Source organism: Kitasatospora sp. NPDC088861 (genome assembly GCF_044750105.1).
Classification (GTDB): Bacteria; Actinomycetota; Actinomycetes; order Streptomycetales; family Streptomycetaceae; genus Kitasatospora.
Window position 1 is genome coordinate 246,136 of the sequence record NZ_JBIVJF010000002.1, and the last position, 16,844, is coordinate 262,979.

Consider the following 16,844-nt stretch of genomic DNA (forward strand, 5'->3'; position numbering starts at 1 on the left):
CTCGGCGTTCAGCCGTTCCCATGCCGACCACCCTGGGCGCAGGGTGGTCGGCATGAGGCTTCTCCTGCTGGGTGGAACGAATTTCGTCGGACGGGTCGTCGCCGAGGAGGCGCTGGTCAGGGGATGGGAGGTGACGGCCCTCAACCGGGGTACGCGGCCCGCGCCCGCGGGCGTGACCGCACTGCTGGGCGACCGCACCGCCGAGGGCGGGCTCGCGGCGCTGGCCACGGGGGAGTGGGACGCGGTGGTGGACACCTGGTCCGGAGCCCCGACGGCGGTGCGCGACAGCGCCCGGCTGCTGGCCGGCCGGGTCGGCCACTACGCGTACGTCTCCAGCCGGTCGGTGTACGACTACCCGCTGGCGCGCGGGGCGGACGAGTCGGCGAAGGTGGTCGAGTCGTGCCCGGACGCGGAGGGCGAGGTGCCCTACGCCGAGGCCAAGCGCGGGGCCGAACTGGCCCTGGAGGCGGAGTTCGGCGGGCGCGCCCTGCTCGCCCGGGCCGGGCTGATTCTCGGCCCGCACGAGAACATCGGCCGGCTGCCCTGGTGGCTGAACCGGATCGCCCGGGGCGGCCCGGTGCTCGCCCCCGGCCCGTACGACCTGCCGCTGCAGTACATCGACGTCCGCGACCTCGCGGGCTGGCTCCTGGACGCGTCGGTGGCCCGGCTCGGCGGCGCGTGCAACGTGGTCAGCCCGGCGGCCCACACCACGATGGGCGAGCTGCTGGAGGCCTGCGTGCGGGTCACCGGCTCGGACGCGGACCTGCGCTGGACCGACCCCGAGCGCATCCTGGCGGCCGGCGTCGAGCCCTGGACGGAGCTGCCGATCTGGCTGGCGCCCGGCGAGCTGAACGACTTCCTGCACGGCGCGTCCGTGGAGCGGGCGGTCGCCGCCGGGCTGCGCTGCCGGCCGGTGGGCGAGACGGTCGAGGACACCTGGGCCTGGCTGCGGTCGATCGGCGGTGTCGCCCCGCAGCGCGCCGACCGGCCGAAGGTCGGACTCGACCCCGAGCGCGAGGCCGAGCTGCTCCGGGGCTGATCCCGGCGCGATCCCGGGGGGCTGGTCTCAGCCGCGGCCGTCGATCAGCTCCCCGTAGGCCTGGACGAGGTCGGGCAGGCGTAGGGTCGCCAGGTCCTCCCGGCCCGGCGGCTCGCGCAGCAGTGAGAGCCGCAGGTCCCGGTAGGCGCAGGACTTCTCGTACAGGGTGCGGATGAACCGGCCGTTCCCGAGTTCGTCGATCCAGCCCTCGCGGACCACGTGGGCGCAGATGCTGGTCAGTTCCTCGGCCGCGTCCTCGTCCCAGCCGTCGCCGTCCCGGCCGGCCAGCGCGGCGCCGATCGCGGTCAGCTCGTTCGGGCGGTAGCTGGGGAAGTCGACCCGGGTGGTGAAGCGGGAGTTGAGGCCGGGGTTGGTGGCGAGCAGCCGGTTCATGCCCTCGGGGTAGCCGGCCAGGATCACCACCAGGCGGTCGCGGTTGTCCTCGGCGCGTTTCAGCAGCACCTGTAGGGCCTCGTCGCCGTAGGCGTCGCCCTTGGTGTAGCCGGAGTTGGAGAGGCTGTACGCCTCGTCGATGAACAGCACGCCGTCCAGCGCCGAATCGATCAGCTCGTTCGCCTTGACCGCGGTCTGGCCGAGGAACTCGCCGACCAGGTCGGCCCGTTGGGCCTCCACCAGGTGGTCGCCGGAGAGCAGCCCGAGGGCGTGGAAGACCCGGCCGAGGATCCGGGCCACGGTGGTCTTGCCGGTGCCGGAGGGGCCGGAGAAGACGAAGTGGCGCTTGGGCGGCTGGACCGGCAGGCCCTGCGCGGCCCGGAGTCTGGACATCCGCAGCTGCGCCGACAGCGCCCGCACCTGGCGCTTGACCGGCTCCAGGCCCACCATCAGCGAGAGCTCCGCCAGCGCCGCGTCCAACTCGCGCTCGTCGTCGACTGGTTGGGTGGCGGGCAGTGGAGCGGTGCGGGGCTGGCCCTCGGTGCGGACCGGCATCGGCAGCGGGGTGGCGGAGCCGCCCGGCGAACCCGACCGCTCGCCGGCCGCCTGCGGCGCGGGGTCCGCCGTGGAGGCGTCGCCCGGGCCGGGCCCCGTGAGGAACCCGACGCCCTCGACGAATCCGACCCCGCCGGTGTACCCGGCGCCCTCGGTGAACCCGGGGGCCGCGTCGCCGAAGCCCCCCGCCGTGGCGTACCCGGCCCCGTCCTGGGAGTCCGTCTCGTCCGTCTCGTCCGGCGCGGTGTCCTCGTACCCGGCCGACCGCCCGCCCGCCGGCAGGCCGCCGTCCAGCAGGGCGTCCGGCAGGTCGTCCGCCAACCCGTCCTCCGCCGCGATCGCGGCCAGCCGCGCGGCGGTGTCCATGAACACCGGATCGGCCCGGTGCACCGCCCGGTAGAGCGGCAGCGCGGCCGCACTGCGCCCGGCCCCCTCGTACGCCCGGGCCAGCCAGTACCGCAGCTCCTTGCGCTGGGGCTGCTCGGAGCGGCAGCGGGCCAGCGAGGCGGCCAGCGGCGCCTGCGCCTGGGCGCACATGTCCAGCCGGACCCGTGCCATGCCGGCGAACAGCCCGGCCTCGATGCCGAGCAGTGGGTCGTCCAGCAGCCGGTCGGTGTCCCGGATCAACTGCTCCCAGTCCTTGAGCAGATAGGACCGGCAGGCGTACAGGAACTGGGCGGACGGGTCCTCGCTGGGCGCCGGGCACTGTTCCAGCGCCCGGTCCAGCTCGGCCAGGTGGCGGCCGTCCAGCCAGTGCGAGGCGTGCGCCAGAGCCAGGTCGCGGGCGTCCTCCAGGACGGGCTGCACCCACCAGCCCAGCCAGTACCAGGAACTGAGCGGGCGGCGGTGGCGCCGCCGCTGCTCGCCGAACCGCTTCTGGTTGCGGTACATGGCCAGCAGCGCCGCCGAGGTGTCGCTGCGCAGCGCGTGCAGGCCGAGCCAGGCGTCGGCCATGCCCGGGTCCAGCCGGACGGCCGCGCGGAACTCCTCCTCGGCACGGGCGTACGCGCCCGCCGTGTACGCGTCCATGGCACGCAGCCACGCGCGTTCGGCGAGCCGGTCCGGGCCGCCCGCGTTGCTGTCCGAACTGTCCACCGTCGTCACTCACGCCCCCCGCGGCTTGGCCCGGGGCTCGGTGGCAGGTCGCCTGCGTGCAGCCGGGCCGGTGGTCGAAAGCCCCCGGGCGCATCTGCGCCTGCGAGGAATCGTACCGGCGTGGCGCTGATCCGGAAGGGCGCCCACGGAGTCAAATGCGATCGTGTGAGCGGTCGTTGAGCGGGTGGGGGCCTGGACCGGGGGTGGGGGAGCGCGATTCGGAAAGGACCGGACGGCGCCCCCGGCTCACGGGGGAACAAGCCGGGGACGCCGGGTCCGAGGCGGCCGGAACATCCCGTTCCGGCGGCTGAGGAGAACCTAAATCCTGGCGACAGCGCAGGTCAAGGGCTTGTTGAAGGTTCACCCACGGTGCCCGGCGTGATTCGTCCGGTCACCCCGTCGACCCGCGTCCCGGCGAACGGACGGCTCGGATCCGCGGCGAAATGCGCCGATTCGGCCCGGGCCCAGCCGGCCCAGAACTCGGCCAGATCCGGCCCGTCCCGCTGCTCGCCGCGCCGCCGGGCCGAGGCGGCGTCCAACTCCAGCCAGATCACCCGGGCCAGCCACGGCCGCACCGCCCGCCGTCCGGCGCCGACGCCCTCCACCAGCACCACCGGGGCGACCGGCACCGCGGCCGTGCCCGCGAAGCGGCGCAGCGTCCAGTCGTACACCCGGTACGCGCCGTCCCGGCCGGCCGCCAGCGGCTCCAGCACCTGTTCGCGCAGCCGCCCGGTCCAGCCGAAGGGCTCGGCGTGGGTGGCCAGGTCGTCGAGGTGGACCACCGGCGCCCCGCCGAGCGCCGCCGCCAGCCGCCCGGCGAAGGTCGTCTTGCCCGAGCCCGCGTGCCCGTCCACCGCGACCAGCCGCACCGGCCCGCAGGAGGGCGGCAGTGCGCGCAGCTCCGCCGCGAGCGAGGCCACCGCGTCGCCGGGAACGGGTGGAAGGGCGGGGAAGAGGGGTCGGGAAGCAGCCACAACGGCAACCCTACGGTGCCGTAGCCCACCAGTCCGTCCAGTTACTCCTGGGTGATCGTGACGGCGGCGCGGGTTTCCGGCATACTCGCATCGCCATGCCTGTGAACGGCCGTTCACCGTAATCCGGTGCCGGTCGGGCCGACCTGCCACACCCGCGCCGGACCAGCCACACCACGCTCCGGTGCCCGATCGAGGAGGCGACCGCCGCCATGACCCCGTCCCCAGTGAAAGCCGTGGAGCGCCAGCTGCCCAGCGAGGAGGCCCACGAGCTGCTGAGCCTCACCCGGGACCTGGTCCAGCGCGAGCTGCAGCCCCGCGCGGCCGAGGACGAGGCCGCCGGCCGCTTCCCGCGGGAGGTCTTCCGCACCCTCGGCGAGGCCGGCCTGCTCTCCCTCCCCTACGACGAGAAGTACGGCGGCGGCGGGCAGCCCTACGAGGTGTACCTGCAGGTGCTGGAGGAGCTGGCGTCCGGCTGGCTGGCCGTCGGCCTCGGGGTGAGCGTGCACACCCTCTCCTGCCACGCGCTGGCCGGCTTCGGCACCGAGGAGCAGCGCGGCCGGTGGCTGCCCGGAATGCTCTCCGGCGAGCAGCTCGGCGCCTACTGCCTCTCCGAACCGCAGTCCGGTTCGGACGCGGCCGCGCTGCGCACCCGCGCCGACCTCGACGGCGACGCGTACGTGGTGAACGGCACCAAGGCGTGGATCACCCACGGCGGCCGGGCGGACTTCTACAGCGCCCTGGTGCGCACCGGCGGCGAGGGCTCCAAGGGCATCAGCTGCCTGCTCGTCCCGGGCGACGCACAGGGCCTGTCGGCCGCCCCGCCGGAGCACAAGATGGGCATGCGCTCCTCGCCGACCGCGCAACTGCACTTCGACGGCGCCCGGGTCTCCCGCGACCGGCTGATCGGCGAGGAGGGCCAGGGCTTCCAGATCGCGCTCGCCGCACTGGACTCCGGCCGCCTCGGCATCGCCGCCTGCGCGGTCGGCGTCGCCCAGGCCGCGCTCGACCTCGCGGTCGACTACGCGCGCACCCGCCGTCAGTTCGGCCGCCCGATCGCCGAGTTCCAGGGCCTGTCCTTCATGCTCGCCGACATGGCCACCCAGATCGAGGCCGGGCGGGCGCTCTACCTGTCCGCCGCCCGGCTGCGGGACGCGGGCCTGCCGTTCTCCAAGGAGGCGGCGATGGCCAAGCTGTTCTGCACCGACGCCGTGATGCGGGTGACCACCGACGCGGTCCAGGTGCTCGGCGGCTACGGCTACACGCAGGACTTCCCGGCCGAGCGCTACATGCGCGAGGCGAAGGTGCTGCAGATCGTCGAGGGCACCAACCAGATCCAGCGCCTGGTGATCGGCCGTCACCTCACCAAGGGCTGAGCCCCCCACAAACGGCCTCCGGCCGTCACTCCAGGGTGCGGAGTGACGGCCGGAGGCGTCTTCGATCCTGCGTCAACCCGCCTGCGCGGGCGGGCGGATCAGCGCCGGACCAGGCGGCGGCGCTGCTCGGGGATGGCCGAGATGACCGGGACGGCCGGGGCGACGACGGCGGTCCGCGTCGGCCGGTGCGCCACCGCGTGCGAGAACGGCTGGGTGCGCCAGTCGAGTTCGGTGGGGAGCCTGAACAGCGCGTCGAGTCCGGCGGGTTGGGCGTCCTCCGGGGTCTCCACCTCGGCGAGGTCGTCGGTCGGCGTGCCCGAACCCGGGCACAGCGCGGGGGTGAAGGGGTTCCAGGCGGTCGGCAGCAGCGCGTGCTGCGGCAGCCGCTCCTCGTCGGCCACCAGGGCGATCGGGCGGCGGCACTCGGGGCAGTGCACCCGGAAGATGTCCCAGGTCTCGGCCTCGCCCGGGTCGATGCCCGGGACGTGGCCGTGATCGACCGCGAGGTCGTCGCGGCCGGTCGTATCGTCGGTCTCGTCGGCGCCCAGGGCACGCTGGTCAGTCGGCATGAGGATCCCCCTCGGATCGGGCCCGGCGTGGTCGCCCGGGGCCACAACCAGCACTTCCCTTCGATTCGGGCTCATAACCCTGCGGTCCGGTGCACCGTGATGCACCGGGTGTGTCCTTGGCCACATCCACTGCCACATTCGCCTGGCATTTGCCCGCGTGACACCTGCGGGCACCCGATGTGACACCGCGTGCGCCCCCCGTGCCCCCGACCGGGTAGGTTTGCGCACTGTGGAGGATCTCGACCAACGCATCGTCCAGCTGCTCCTAGAGGACGGCCGGATGAGCTACACGGACCTGGGCAAGGCCACCGGCCTGTCCACCTCGGCGGTGCACCAGCGGGTGCGCCGCCTCGAACAGCGCGGGGTGATCCGCGGCTACACCGCGATCATCGACCCCGACGCCGTCGACCTGGCACTCACCGCGTTCATCTCGGTCAAGCCCTTCGACCCCAGCGCCCCGGACGACACCCCCGAACGGCTGGCCGGCCTGCCCGAGATCGAGGCCTGCCACAGCGTCGCCGGCGACGAGAACTACATCCTCAAGGTGCGCGTCGGCGCCCCCGGCGACCTGGAGGACCTGCTCGCCCGCATCCGCAGCGCCGCCGGCGTCTCCACCCGCACCACCGTCGTCCTCTCCACCCCCTACGAGGCGCGACCCCCGAGGCTCTGAGGACGAACCCCGCAGGTGCAGACTTAGCGGCATGACCGAACGCACTTCCCGGACCGTCCTGCTGCGCGGCGGCGCCGTCTACAGCCCCGCCGACCCCTTCGCCACCGCGATGCTCGTCGAGGGCGAGCACATCGCCTGGGTCGGCAGCGACGGCGCCGCCGAGGCGTACGCCGCCACCGCCGACGAGATCGTCGAGCTGGACGGCGCCCTGGTCACCCCCGCCTTCGTCGACGCCCACGTGCACGCCACCGCCACCGGCCTGGCGCTCACCGGCCTCGACCTCACCGGCAGCCCCTCGCTGGCCGACGCCCTCGCCGCCGTCACCGCCTTCGTCGACGCCCGGCCCGAGCCCGGCGGGGTGCTCATCGGCCACGGCTGGGACGAGACCGGCTGGCCCGAGGGCCGCCCGCCCACGCTCGCCGAACTCGACGCCGCCGCCCGCGGCGCCGCGCTCTACCTCTCCCGCACCGACGTGCACTCCGCGCTCGCCACCACCGCGCTGCGCACCCTCGCCCCCGGCCTGGCCGAGAGCCCCGGCCACACCGCGGACGGCCCGCTCACCAAGGACGCCCACCACGCCGTCCGGCGGACCGCGCTCGCCCACCTCACCCCCGAGCAGCGCGGCCGCGCCCAGCGCGCCACCCTCGCCCGCGCCGCCGAACTCGGCATCGGCGCGCTGCACGAGTGCGCCGGCCCGGAGATCTCCTCCGAGGCCGACCTGGCCGCCCTGCTGGCCCTCGCGGCCGAGGGTGAAGGCCCCGAGGTCTTCGGCTACTGGGGTGAGTTGGGCGGCGTCGAGACGGCCCGCCGACTCGGCGCGGTGGGCGCCGGCGGCGACCTCTTCGCGGATGGCGCGCTGGGCTCGCACACCGCCTGCCTGCACACCCCCTACGCCGACGCCGAGCACACCGGCACCGCCTACCTGACCGCCGAGCAGGTCGCCGACCACGTCGCCGCCTGCACCGAGGCCGGGCTCCAGGCCGGCTTCCACGCCATCGGCGACGCGGCCGTGGCCGCCGTCCTGGACGGCGTCCGGGCGGCCGGGGAGCGGGTCGGCGCCGGGCGGGTCAAGGCGCTGCGCCACCGCGTCGAGCACGCCGAGGCGCTGGACGACGAGTCCGTCGCCGTCTTCGCCGAGCTCGGCCTCACCGCCTCCGTCCAGCCCGCCTTCGACGCCGCCTGGGGCGGCCCGGACGGCATGTACGTCCAGCGCCTCGGCGCCGAGCGGGCCGCCGCGCTCAACCCCTTCGCCGCCCTGCTGCGGGCCGGTGTGCCGCTGGCCTTCGGCTCGGACGCCCCGGTCACCCCGCTCGACCCCTGGGGCACCGTCCGCGCGGCCGCCTTCCACCAGACCCTGGACCACCGGATCTCCGTCCGCGCGGCCTTCACCGCGCACACCCGCGGCGGCTGGCGCGCGATCGGCCGCGACCAGGACGGCGTGCTCGTGCCCGGCGCCGTCGCCAGCTACGCGATCTGGGCCGCCGACGAACTGGTCGTCCAGGCCCCGGACTCCCGGGTGGCGGGCTGGTCCACCGACCCGCGCTCCGGCACCCCGGGCCTGCCCGACCTCACCCCCGGCCACCCGCTGCCGGCCTGCCTGCGCACCGTCGTCCGCGGCCGCACCGTCCACCGGGCCGCCGAGTAGAGCCGAGCAGACCCGCGTGAACCCGGCGGAAGCGGCGGCCCGGCGGCCGTGGGTCGACCCCCGGGACGACCGCCCCGCTGGTCCCCGCCGGCTTCACCGTCCCCCGCGAGCTGCCCGCCCGGACTTCCGCCCGGAGCCCCTGGGCGGGCAGCACCACGCCGCCGACCCCGCCGCCCGGTCGGGGGCGTGTGCGGCAAGGCCCGCCGGGCCGTGAGGCGCTGACCCTGCTACCACCCTGACCTCACGCTTCCCTGACCTTCCGGGGTACCTTCTTCGGACAGCGTCCGAACAGCAAGATCCAGGAAGATGGTGCGCCGGTGGCCATGCCCGTCACCCAGGAGCGGCCGGGGGCCGCACCCGAGCCGGCGGAGTCGGCGCCCAGGCCCGGCCGGGCCGCCCGCGCCGTCGCCAAGGTCCGGGCGGGCCTTCCCCGCACCGGCCTCGCGGCCCTGGCGGGTCTGCTGCTCGCACTCGCCTTCCCGCCCTTCGACCTGTGGCCGCTGTCGCTGCTCGGCGTCGCCGCGCTGTCCCTGCTCACCCGGGGCCGCACCGTCCGCCAGGCGGCCTGGACGGGCTTCGCCTTCGGCCTGCCGTTCTTCCTGCTGCTGCTCAGCTGGCTGCGGGTGGTCGGCTGGGACGCGACGGTCGGCCTGTCGGTCGTGGAGGCACTGTTCCTGGCCGTCCTCGGCAGTGGTCTGGCCCTCACCTCCCGGCTGCCGGCCTGGCCGCTCTGGGCGGCCTGCCTGTGGATCACCCAGGAGTGGGCGCGCGACCGGCTGCCGTTCGGCGGCTTCCCGTGGGGGCGGCTGGCCTTCGCCAACACCGCGACCCCGTTCACGCCGCTGGCCGCGCTCGGCGGCGCACCGCTGGTGACCTTCGCGGTCGCCCTCTCGGGAGCCCTGCTCGCCGGCGCCGCGCTGCGCCTGCGCGGGCCGCGCAAGACGCCCCGGGCCGCCGCGCTGGCGGGGCTGGGCGCGGTGGCCGCGCTGCTGGCCGGGTACCTGGTGCCGGTGCCGACCGCGCCGGCCGACACCGTGAAGGTCGCCATCGTCCAGGGCAACGTGCCCAACCCGGGCATGGACTTCCTGGGCCGCCCGATGATGGTCCTCAACAACCACGCGGTGGCGACCGAGCGGCTGGCCGCGGACATCGCCGCCGGTAAGGTCGAGCGCCCCGACATCGTGATCTGGCCGGAGAACTCCTCCGACCTGGACCCGTTCAGCGACCCGCTCGCCTACCAGCGCATCGACCAGGCCGTGAAGACGGTGGGCGTGCCCACCCTGGTCGGCACCCTGGTGGACGGCCCGGACGCGCAGCACGTCCAGAACGAGGGCATCGTCTGGGACCCGAAGACCGGCCCCGGCGCCTCCTACACCAAGCAGCACCCCGTCCCGTTCGGGGAGTACGTGCCGTTCCGCGCCCAGCTGATGAAGGTGATCACCCGGCTCCAGCGGGTCGCCCGGGACTTCTACCCCGGCGACCACAACGGCGTCATGCAGCTCGGCCCGGCCCGGATCGGCGACGTGATCTGCTTCGAGGTCGCCTACGACGAGATCGTCCGCGACACCGTGGACAGCGGCGCCCGCGTCCTGGTGGTCCAGACCAACAACGCGACCTATGCCAAGACCGGCCAGCCCGAGCAGCAGCTCGCGATGAGCCGGCTGCGCGCGGTCGAGCACGGCCGGGCCGTGCTGATCGCCGCCACCAGCGGCATCAGCGCGGTGATCGCCCCGGACGGCACGGTCCAGCAGCGTACCGAGGAGCTGACCGCGGCCGAGCTGTCGGCGGTCGTCCCGCTGCGCGACGGCACCACGGTCGCCGACCGGGTCGGCGCCGCGCCGGAGTGGACGCTGGCCCTCGCGGGCCTGCTGGCCTGCGGCGCGGGCGTGCTGGTCGGCCGCCGACGGAAGACCGGCGCCGGAACACCGGCCGCGGGGGAATCGTTGGACCAGGTGGTGCCGTAGCCGGCCCGGACCTCCCGTGCGGCGCGCAGAGCACTGCTTGGAGTGGATTCGTACCGTGACCCAGCAAGCTACCCCCGCCCGTCCGGCCCCGCGCGGCAAGCTCCGCCGGGTGCTGCCGCTGCTGATCACCGCCTGGCTGGTGCTGGAGATCTGGCTGCTGGTCCAAGTGGGCTCGTGGCTGGGTGGATTCGTCGTCGTGCTGCTGCTCATCGCGGGCGCGCTGATCGGCGGTTCGCTGATCAAGCGGGCCGGGCTGAAGGCGCTGTCCGCGGCGATCGAGCAGAGCAAGGACCCGAAGTCCGAGCAGCCCGAGACCGGCACCAGCCTGACGGTGCTGGCGGGCCTGCTGCTGATCGTCCCGGGCTTCCTGTCGGACCTGGTGGCGCTCACCCTGCTGTTCCCGCCCACCCGGGCGCTCTGGCGGGCCGGTGGCCGCCGGGTGGCCGACAAGGCGCTGCGCAGCACCGTCGCCGGGGCTGATCCGTTCGCGGACGCGATGCGGCTGCAGGAACAGCTGCGCATCCACCGCCCGGACGGCAAGGTGATCCAGGGCGAGGTGGTGGAGCCCGGTGATGGCCCGCGCGGTCCGCAGGGCCCGGACACCACCTACCGCCCGCCGATCTCGGGCTGACCGCCCCTCCCGGGAACGCGAGAGCCGGCCTCGCCTCGCCTTCCCGGGAGCGCGCGGGAACGCGAGGCGGGAACGCGAAAGGGACCCTGGTGACCAGGGTCCCTTTTCGCGTCCTCCCGCCGTGGCGGGAGCGAGGTCAGGCGCTCTTGCGGGTGTCCCGCGGGTGTACCGCGAGGTTCATTCCGCCGGAGCGGAGCACGGCCAGTCGCTCGGCCAGTACCTCCTCCAGTTCCTCACGGGTCCGGCGCTCCATCAGCATGTCCCAATGGGTACGCGTCGGCTTGACCTTCTTCTCTTCCGGCTCGTCGCCGTCGAGAAGTACCGCCTCCTGGCCACAGAAGCGGCATTCCCAGGCCTGGGGGATCTCCGCCTCGACCGAGAAAGGAACCTCGAATCGGTGTCCGTTCTGACATGCATACTCGACGGTCTGGCGGGGAGCCAGATCGATACCGCGGTCGGTCTCGTAGCTAGTGGCCCCGAGTCGCGTGCCGCGGAGAGCTCGCTCGCTCATGAATCGTGCCTCCCGGGCTTATGGCCCACAGGACTAGTGGTCGCTGTTCTTCGTCGTTCGGTCAACGCTCGGCTTCCGACGAAGATTCCCGTCCGGGGACATGCGTCGTCTGTCGTGCCGCCCCTGTTTGTACCCATCGGCGCCCGATTTGTCACATCTGGCCGTGGATATCACCCTAGGTGTCACCTATTTCACATCTGGTGATCGGTCGGCCTTTCCGGGACGAGCCTACCGGGGCGGGATTCGACGACCGCCGCCGCCCCCGCCCGACGTGGTCAGGAGATCGGGCGGGAACGGATCATCGGCTCGCCCTTGGCGAGGTCGACCGGGTGGGCCCGGGGGGCCGGATCGGCGGGCAGGACCACCGGCGGGCGCTCCGGCCGGGGCGGCAGGTCGGCGGCGGCCTCGGTGCGGGTGTCGCGGTGCGGCAGCAGGGCGATCACCGCGTCCCGCAGCTGGGCCGGGGCCTCCTCGTCCAGCGGGTCGACGGTGGCGGGCACCTGGAGCCGGACGGGGGTGCCGTTGCCGATCCGGGCGTAGCCGCGGCCGGCGGGGGCGTGCGCGGCGGGCACGATGTCCAGCGGCGCGCCGAGCACGGCGTGGCCCTCCTCGGGGCCGGCGGGGCCGAGTACGACCCGGGCCCGGGTGGTGGAGCGCACGGTCGAGGTGATCCGGCCCCTGGCCTCGACGTCGTCGGCGATCACCACGGTGACGCGGGCGGCGCGGCCGTGCCGCAGTGGCAGCTCCAGCAGGTCCTGCGGGTCCGGGCGGCCCTCGGCGTGGGCGAGCTCGCTCAGCTCGGTCGGGTGGTCCAGGAGCAGCCAGAGCGGGCGGGTGGCGTCCTCGGGGGGCGCGGTGCCGGCGTGCCGGGCGGCGTTCAGCGCGGCGAGCCGGCGCTCGGTCTCCTGCGCGGCCCACTCCAGCGCGGCCAGCGCGCCGTGCAGGCTGGTCTCCACGGTGTGCACGCCGGGCCGGTTGACCAGGCAGGCGTGCTCCCCGGTGCCCGCGCCGTCGACCACCACCAGGTCCCCGTACGGGAGCGCCTGGAGCGCGATCGAGCGGATCAGGCTGGAGGTGCCGTAGCCGGTGACGCCGAGCGCCAGCAGGTGCGGCTCGGCCGAGCGGGGGCCGGTGCGCCAGACGACCGGCGGCTGCTGGGCGATCGCGCCGCCCTGGGTGACCGGGATGGTCCGGGCGGTGCCGTCCTCGTCGGTGAAGCCGAGCACGATCTCGCCGGGGGCGGCCACGAAGCGCTGGGCGACGATGTCGGCGGGCAGCGGGGTGAGCGCGGCGATCCGCAGCCGGTTGGACTCCTCGTCCCAGTCGAAGCGGTACTCCCGGGCCCGGCCGGCCTTGCCCTGGACGACCTGCTCGATCCGGGCCCGCGCGATCGGCTCGGTGTCGGTGAAGTACGCCGGGTAGCCGAGTTCCAGCCGGGAGAGCCGGCCCTCGTCGTCGAACTCCCAGGAGCCGAAGGCGTTCTTGTAGTGGCCCTCGTAGTGGTACAGCGGGTTGGCGTCCTCGGGGCCGCACAGGTACGGCGTGAGCGCCGCGTAGAGCGCGCCGAGCTTGATGTCGGCGACGTCCGGGGCGGGCGGGGCGGGTGCGGGCTTGGGGGCCCGGCCGGCCCAGGCGGAGCTGGCCATCAGGGCGATCAGGGCGAACAGCAGGCCGTGCGGCAGCAGGTAGACGCCGACCAGCATCGCGGCGGAGAGGAACAGCGTCGGGCCGCGGCGCTCCTTCGGGGTGGCGTTCCAGCGGTCCTTGGCCCAGCCCGCGTGGTGGCGCAGTCCGCGGCCGATCACGGAGAGCGGGGCGAACATGTCGGAGGCGTGGTCCCCGGCGGTTCGGGCGATCTCGCGGCCCTTGCTGAGATGGCGTTGGAGCGGCATTCCTTGACTCCCCGGGCGAGTGGGACGGGTCGGGTGGCGGGGGCGGAGCCGGTACGACGGGACCCGGGGCGGTGGGATCCGCGCCCGGGCCCGTGCGGGGGAGTGGCAGCGCCTGGAACGTGGACCGCTAGAACTTGAGGCCGCCGAGCAGGCTCGCCAGGCTGGCGCCGCCGGCGGTGATGCTCGGGGCGATCGAGGAACCGGCGACGTAGAAGCCGAAGAGGGCGCAGACGACGGCGTGGGAGACCTTCAGCCCGTCCCTGCGGAAGAACAGAAAGGCGATGGTGCCGAACAGGACGATGCCGGAAATCGAGAGGATCACGTTCTGCTCCTCGGGGAGGGGGGACGGGGACCGTGTTACGGAAAGTGCGCTAATCGTGACAAAAAGTAATAGATGATGGAACGGTGCAAATGGGTGGTTTCCCGTTCAACGTCGCCCTGGAGTTCGGGCGAAGGCGGGCGGACCGGCCGGGGTGGGGCCGTGTCCCGCGCAGTTCCAGTGCGGCGAGGCATTCCCGCCGGGTGGGCGGGAGGTTTCCGGGGGGTCGGGGAAGTTCGCCCGGATGGCCGCCGTTCGAGGGCTGCCATCCGCCATCCGGACGCGCGCTGGCCCGGCCCGGCGCCCGGCCGCTACGGTGCGGTACGCGCGGCTCCTCCAGCCGCACTCCTCCAACGACACTCCTCCACCGTGGCTCTGCCGCCCGCGGAACCCGTAGAACCCGTAGAACCCGTAGGACCCGTAGGACCCGCAGAGCCCGCAGACCGGAAAGGCCGCCCGCCATGACCGACGCCGCCAACCAGCAGCCCGCCGGCGCCCCCGGCGCCCCCGACGCCGAGGTGATCGCCCTGGCCGGAAAGCTCTTCGACGCCGCCCGGGCCGGCGAGACCGACACCCTGGCCGCCTACGTGGACGCCGGCGCGCCCGCCGACCTCACCAACGACCGCGGCGACACCCTGCTCATGCTCGCCGCCTACCACGGCCACGCCGCCACCGTCGAAGCCCTGCTGGCGCGAGGCGCCGACCCGAACCGCGCCAACGACCGCGGTCAGACCCCGCTCGCCGGCGCCGTCTTCAAGGGCGCCGAGGACGTGCTGACCGTCCTGCTGGACGGCGGAGCCGACCCCACCGCCGGCACCCCGAACGCCGTCGACACCGCACGGATGTTCGGCAAGAACGAGCTGGTCGCCCGTTTCGAGGCCCGCTGATCCAGGTCGTAGGCTCTTCCCTCATGAAGAGCACCACCATGGAGGCCGGAACCGTCGAGTTCCGCGTCACCGGCTACGCCCACCCCGACGCCCAGGCCCTGTCGGCGGAGGTGCAGCAGGAGTACGTCCGCCGCTACGGCGACCCCGACGAGACCGTGCTGCACCTCGACGACTTCGACTCGCCGGCCGGCCTGTTCCTGGTCGCCTACCTCGACGGCCGGCCGGTCGCCTGCGGGGGCTGGCGGGCCAAGCAGGCCGGGCCGGACGGGCTGCGTGACGGCGACGTCGAGCTGAAGCGGATGTTCGTGGTACCCGCCGCCCGCGGCCGTGGCCTGGCCCGGGCGGTGCTGCGCCGCCTGGAGCAGACCGCCGCCGAGGCCGGACGGACCCGCGTCATCCTGGAGACCGGCACCGAGCAGCCCGAGGCCGTGGCGCTGTACGGGTCCGAGGGGTACGCGGCGATCCGGAAGTTCGGCATCTACCGCGACCACCCGCAGAGCATCTGCCTCGGCAAGGAACTTCCCGCGGCGGCCTGACCGGCCCGCCCGCCGGGTAGGCTCACGACACCTCTGAGGGGGGACGATGAGCCAGCAACCGCCAGGAGCCGACCGGCTCCCCGCCCTGGCCGCGCCCGGTGGGGAGCTGGACCGGCTGGTCCGGGGCGGCGTGCGCACCGTCGGGGCCGGCGCCGTCTGGGCCGTCGGCGATGCCGGGGGGACGCTCGGCGGCGGCGCGCACGGCATGCTCGGGCAGGGCCCGTACGCCCGGCTCGCCCCCGGGCCGGACACCCGGTACGACCTCGCCAGCCTCACCAAGATCATCGCCCTCTGGCCCTGCGCCGGAGTGCTCCGGCAGGCCGGGCGGCTCCCGCTCGACGCACCGCTCGGCCACTGGTGGCCGCCCGCCTCCGGGCACCCTGCCGGTGCGGTGACGGTCCGTCAACTCCTCGCGCACACCGCCGGAATGCTCCCTCGCACCGGATTCGAGCAGCTCTACGGGCCCGACCTCGCGGCGATCCGGGCCGGGGTGATCGCCGCCCCGCTGCACCGCGCCCCCGGTGCGGCCGTCGAGTACACCGACCGCGCCGCCGTCCTGCTCGGCTACCTCGTCGAGGACCTCGGCGGCGCGCCGCTGGACGAGCTCGCCACCCGCTGGATCTGGCGGCCGCTCGCCATGGCCGACACCCGGTACGGGCCGCTCGGCCCCGCCGACACCGCCCGCACCGCGCCCACCGAGTACGACCCGCGGGCCGGGATCCACCTGTGCGGCGTCGTCCACGACCCCTCGGCCCGGCTGCTCGGCGGCGTCTCCGGCAACGCCGGGGCCTTCTCCACCGCCCGCGACCTCGCCCGCTTCCTCGCCGCGCTGCTCGCCCCGCCGCCCCAACTGCCTTGGGGCGAGGCCTGGATCGCCGAGTCGCTGCGCGAACAGACCGGCGGCCTCGCCCCCGCCCGCGGCCTGTCCTGGCTGTACGCCCCCGGCACCGACCCCGCCGAGGGCGCCTTCGTCCACTACGGCTTCACCGGCACCGGCATCTGGATCTCCCGGCGGCTCGGCCGCTGGGCGCTGCTGCTCACCAACAAGGTCCACTACGACCGCGACATCCAGCCGCTCACCGACCTGCGCAACGCCTACCGGCGGGCGGTCTTCGGTTAGGGGCTCTCTTTCGGATCGCGCCGGACGCGCGGCGTGATCCGAAAGAGAGCCCCTGGGTCCGTTCCTGCGTCGAGTACCCGATCGGGTGGATTAGGGCACGAACCGCCGGATCCGGCACGGGGGTTGCGGCAGAGTGGCCACCGCGACGGGGCACCGGCGGAGGAGGCGCGATGACGGACACCTGGCTCTCGGAACAGGACTGGCTGGCCGGACTGCTGCGCGCCTACGTCGGCTGCAGCGTGCTGCTCACCGGCGAAGGCGGCGACGTCCTGCTGCTGAAGGCCAGTTACCGCGCCCAGTGGCAGTTCCCCGGCGGCGGGATGGACCCGGGCGAGGGCCCCGCCGAATGCGCCGCCCGCGAACTGCGCGAGGAGACCGGGCTGGTGGCCGGCGAGCTGCGGCTGCTCGTCGTCGAGTGGCGCGATCCGATCCCCGGCCAGGGCGAACACGCCCACCCCGCCGTGCAGTTCATGTTCGACGGCGGAACGGTCCCGGCCGGCGCGACCATCCGGGTACAGGCCGAGGAGATCGCCGAGTACGGGTACTTCACCCCCGCCCGGGCGGCCGCACTGCTGCACCCCTGCGCGGCGCGCCGACTCGCCCGGGCCCTGGCGGCCCGGCGCACCGGCGCCACCGCGCTGCTGCACTCCACGGGATACGTAGGCTGACGA

Annotated in this window: 16 protein-coding genes; 10 read left to right on the forward strand and 6 right to left on the reverse strand. The window is 74.5% G+C overall.

What is annotated here, in order from left to right; translation table 11 throughout:
• Nucleotides 1-52: 52 nt before the first annotated feature.
• Nucleotides 53-1,039: an NAD-dependent epimerase/dehydratase family protein gene (locus ACIP37_RS04940; RefSeq protein ID WP_400803218.1), complete on the forward strand. Its 987-nt coding sequence runs from the start codon at nucleotides 53-55 to the stop codon at nucleotides 1,037-1,039.
• A gap of 27 nt (nucleotides 1,040-1,066) precedes the next feature.
• Here ACIP37_RS04940 and ACIP37_RS04945 read toward each other — a convergent pair whose 3' ends face one another.
• Nucleotides 1,067-3,016 (reverse strand): AAA family ATPase, encoded by a 1,950-nt coding sequence (locus ACIP37_RS04945; RefSeq protein WP_400803815.1) that lies wholly within the window; start codon nucleotides 3,014-3,016, stop codon nucleotides 1,067-1,069.
• 407 nt (nucleotides 3,017-3,423) lie between these two features.
• Nucleotides 3,424-4,056 (reverse strand): uridine kinase, encoded by a 633-nt coding sequence (locus ACIP37_RS04950; protein WP_400803215.1) that lies wholly within the window; start codon nucleotides 4,054-4,056, stop codon nucleotides 3,424-3,426.
• Nucleotides 4,057-4,265: 209 nt separating this feature from the next.
• Here ACIP37_RS04950 and ACIP37_RS04955 point away from each other — a divergent pair, with 209 nt between their 5' ends.
• Complete coding sequence (locus ACIP37_RS04955) at nucleotides 4,266-5,429, forward strand: acyl-CoA dehydrogenase family protein (protein ID WP_363628226.1); 1,164 nt, start codon at nucleotides 4,266-4,268, stop codon at nucleotides 5,427-5,429.
• A 98-nt stretch (nucleotides 5,430-5,527) separates the two neighbouring features.
• Here ACIP37_RS04955 and ACIP37_RS04960 read toward each other — a convergent pair whose 3' ends face one another.
• Nucleotides 5,528-5,998, reverse strand: coding sequence for a hypothetical protein (locus ACIP37_RS04960; protein ID WP_363581684.1), 471 nt, complete (start codon nucleotides 5,996-5,998; stop codon nucleotides 5,528-5,530).
• Nucleotides 5,999-6,227: 229 nt separating this feature from the next.
• On the opposite strand from ACIP37_RS04960, the gene ACIP37_RS04965 reads away from it, so the two are divergent.
• From ACIP37_RS04965 to fxsA, 4 genes are all read left to right on the forward strand, one after another.
• Complete coding sequence (locus ACIP37_RS04965; RefSeq protein ID WP_350883567.1) at nucleotides 6,228-6,668, forward strand: Lrp/AsnC family transcriptional regulator; 441 nt, start codon at nucleotides 6,228-6,230, stop codon at nucleotides 6,666-6,668.
• Nucleotides 6,669-6,699: 31 nt separating this feature from the next.
• A complete protein-coding gene (locus ACIP37_RS04970) occupies nucleotides 6,700-8,313 on the forward strand; it encodes an amidohydrolase (RefSeq protein WP_400803210.1) in 1,614 nt (537 codons plus the stop codon).
• Between the two features lie 323 nt (nucleotides 8,314-8,636).
• Entirely contained in the window at nucleotides 8,637-10,277 is a 1,641-nt protein-coding gene (gene lnt / locus ACIP37_RS04975; RefSeq protein ID WP_400803207.1) for an apolipoprotein N-acyltransferase, read from the forward strand.
• Nucleotides 10,278-10,332: 55 nt separating this feature from the next.
• On the forward strand, nucleotides 10,333-10,908 hold the full coding sequence (fxsA, locus tag ACIP37_RS04980) for an FxsA family membrane protein (protein ID WP_363581690.1): 576 nt from the start codon (nucleotides 10,333-10,335) through the stop codon (nucleotides 10,906-10,908).
• A gap of 136 nt (nucleotides 10,909-11,044) precedes the next feature.
• On the opposite strand, the gene ACIP37_RS04985 is transcribed toward fxsA, so the two are convergent.
• The 3 genes from ACIP37_RS04985 to ACIP37_RS04995 form a co-directional block, all read right to left on the reverse strand.
• Entirely contained in the window at nucleotides 11,045-11,419 is a 375-nt protein-coding gene (locus tag ACIP37_RS04985; protein WP_030306127.1) for an RNA polymerase-binding protein RbpA, read from the reverse strand.
• 275 nt (nucleotides 11,420-11,694) lie between these two features.
• A complete protein-coding gene (locus ACIP37_RS04990; RefSeq protein WP_363628233.1) occupies nucleotides 11,695-13,311 on the reverse strand; it encodes a hypothetical protein in 1,617 nt (538 codons plus the stop codon).
• Between the two features lie 127 nt (nucleotides 13,312-13,438).
• Complete coding sequence (locus ACIP37_RS04995; RefSeq protein WP_063346460.1) at nucleotides 13,439-13,633, reverse strand: hypothetical protein; 195 nt, start codon at nucleotides 13,631-13,633, stop codon at nucleotides 13,439-13,441.
• Between the two features lie 458 nt (nucleotides 13,634-14,091).
• Between ACIP37_RS04995 and ACIP37_RS05000 the strand changes: the two genes are divergently transcribed.
• The 4 genes from ACIP37_RS05000 to ACIP37_RS05015 all read left to right on the forward strand — a co-directional run bounded on the left by ACIP37_RS05000 (nucleotide 14,092) and on the right by ACIP37_RS05015 (nucleotide 16,841).
• Complete coding sequence (locus tag ACIP37_RS05000) at nucleotides 14,092-14,517, forward strand: ankyrin repeat domain-containing protein (RefSeq protein WP_400803203.1); 426 nt, start codon at nucleotides 14,092-14,094, stop codon at nucleotides 14,515-14,517.
• Nucleotides 14,518-14,540: 23 nt separating this feature from the next.
• Nucleotides 14,541-15,053, forward strand: coding sequence for a GNAT family N-acetyltransferase (locus ACIP37_RS05005; RefSeq protein ID WP_363581696.1), 513 nt, complete (start codon nucleotides 14,541-14,543; stop codon nucleotides 15,051-15,053).
• Between the two features lie 46 nt (nucleotides 15,054-15,099).
• A complete protein-coding gene (locus ACIP37_RS05010) occupies nucleotides 15,100-16,173 on the forward strand; it encodes a serine hydrolase domain-containing protein (protein WP_400803198.1) in 1,074 nt (357 codons plus the stop codon).
• A 170-nt stretch (nucleotides 16,174-16,343) separates the two neighbouring features.
• Nucleotides 16,344-16,841 (forward strand): NUDIX hydrolase, encoded by a 498-nt coding sequence (locus tag ACIP37_RS05015; protein ID WP_363581700.1) that lies wholly within the window; start codon nucleotides 16,344-16,346, stop codon nucleotides 16,839-16,841.
• The last annotated feature ends 3 nt before the right edge of the window (nucleotides 16,842-16,844 follow it).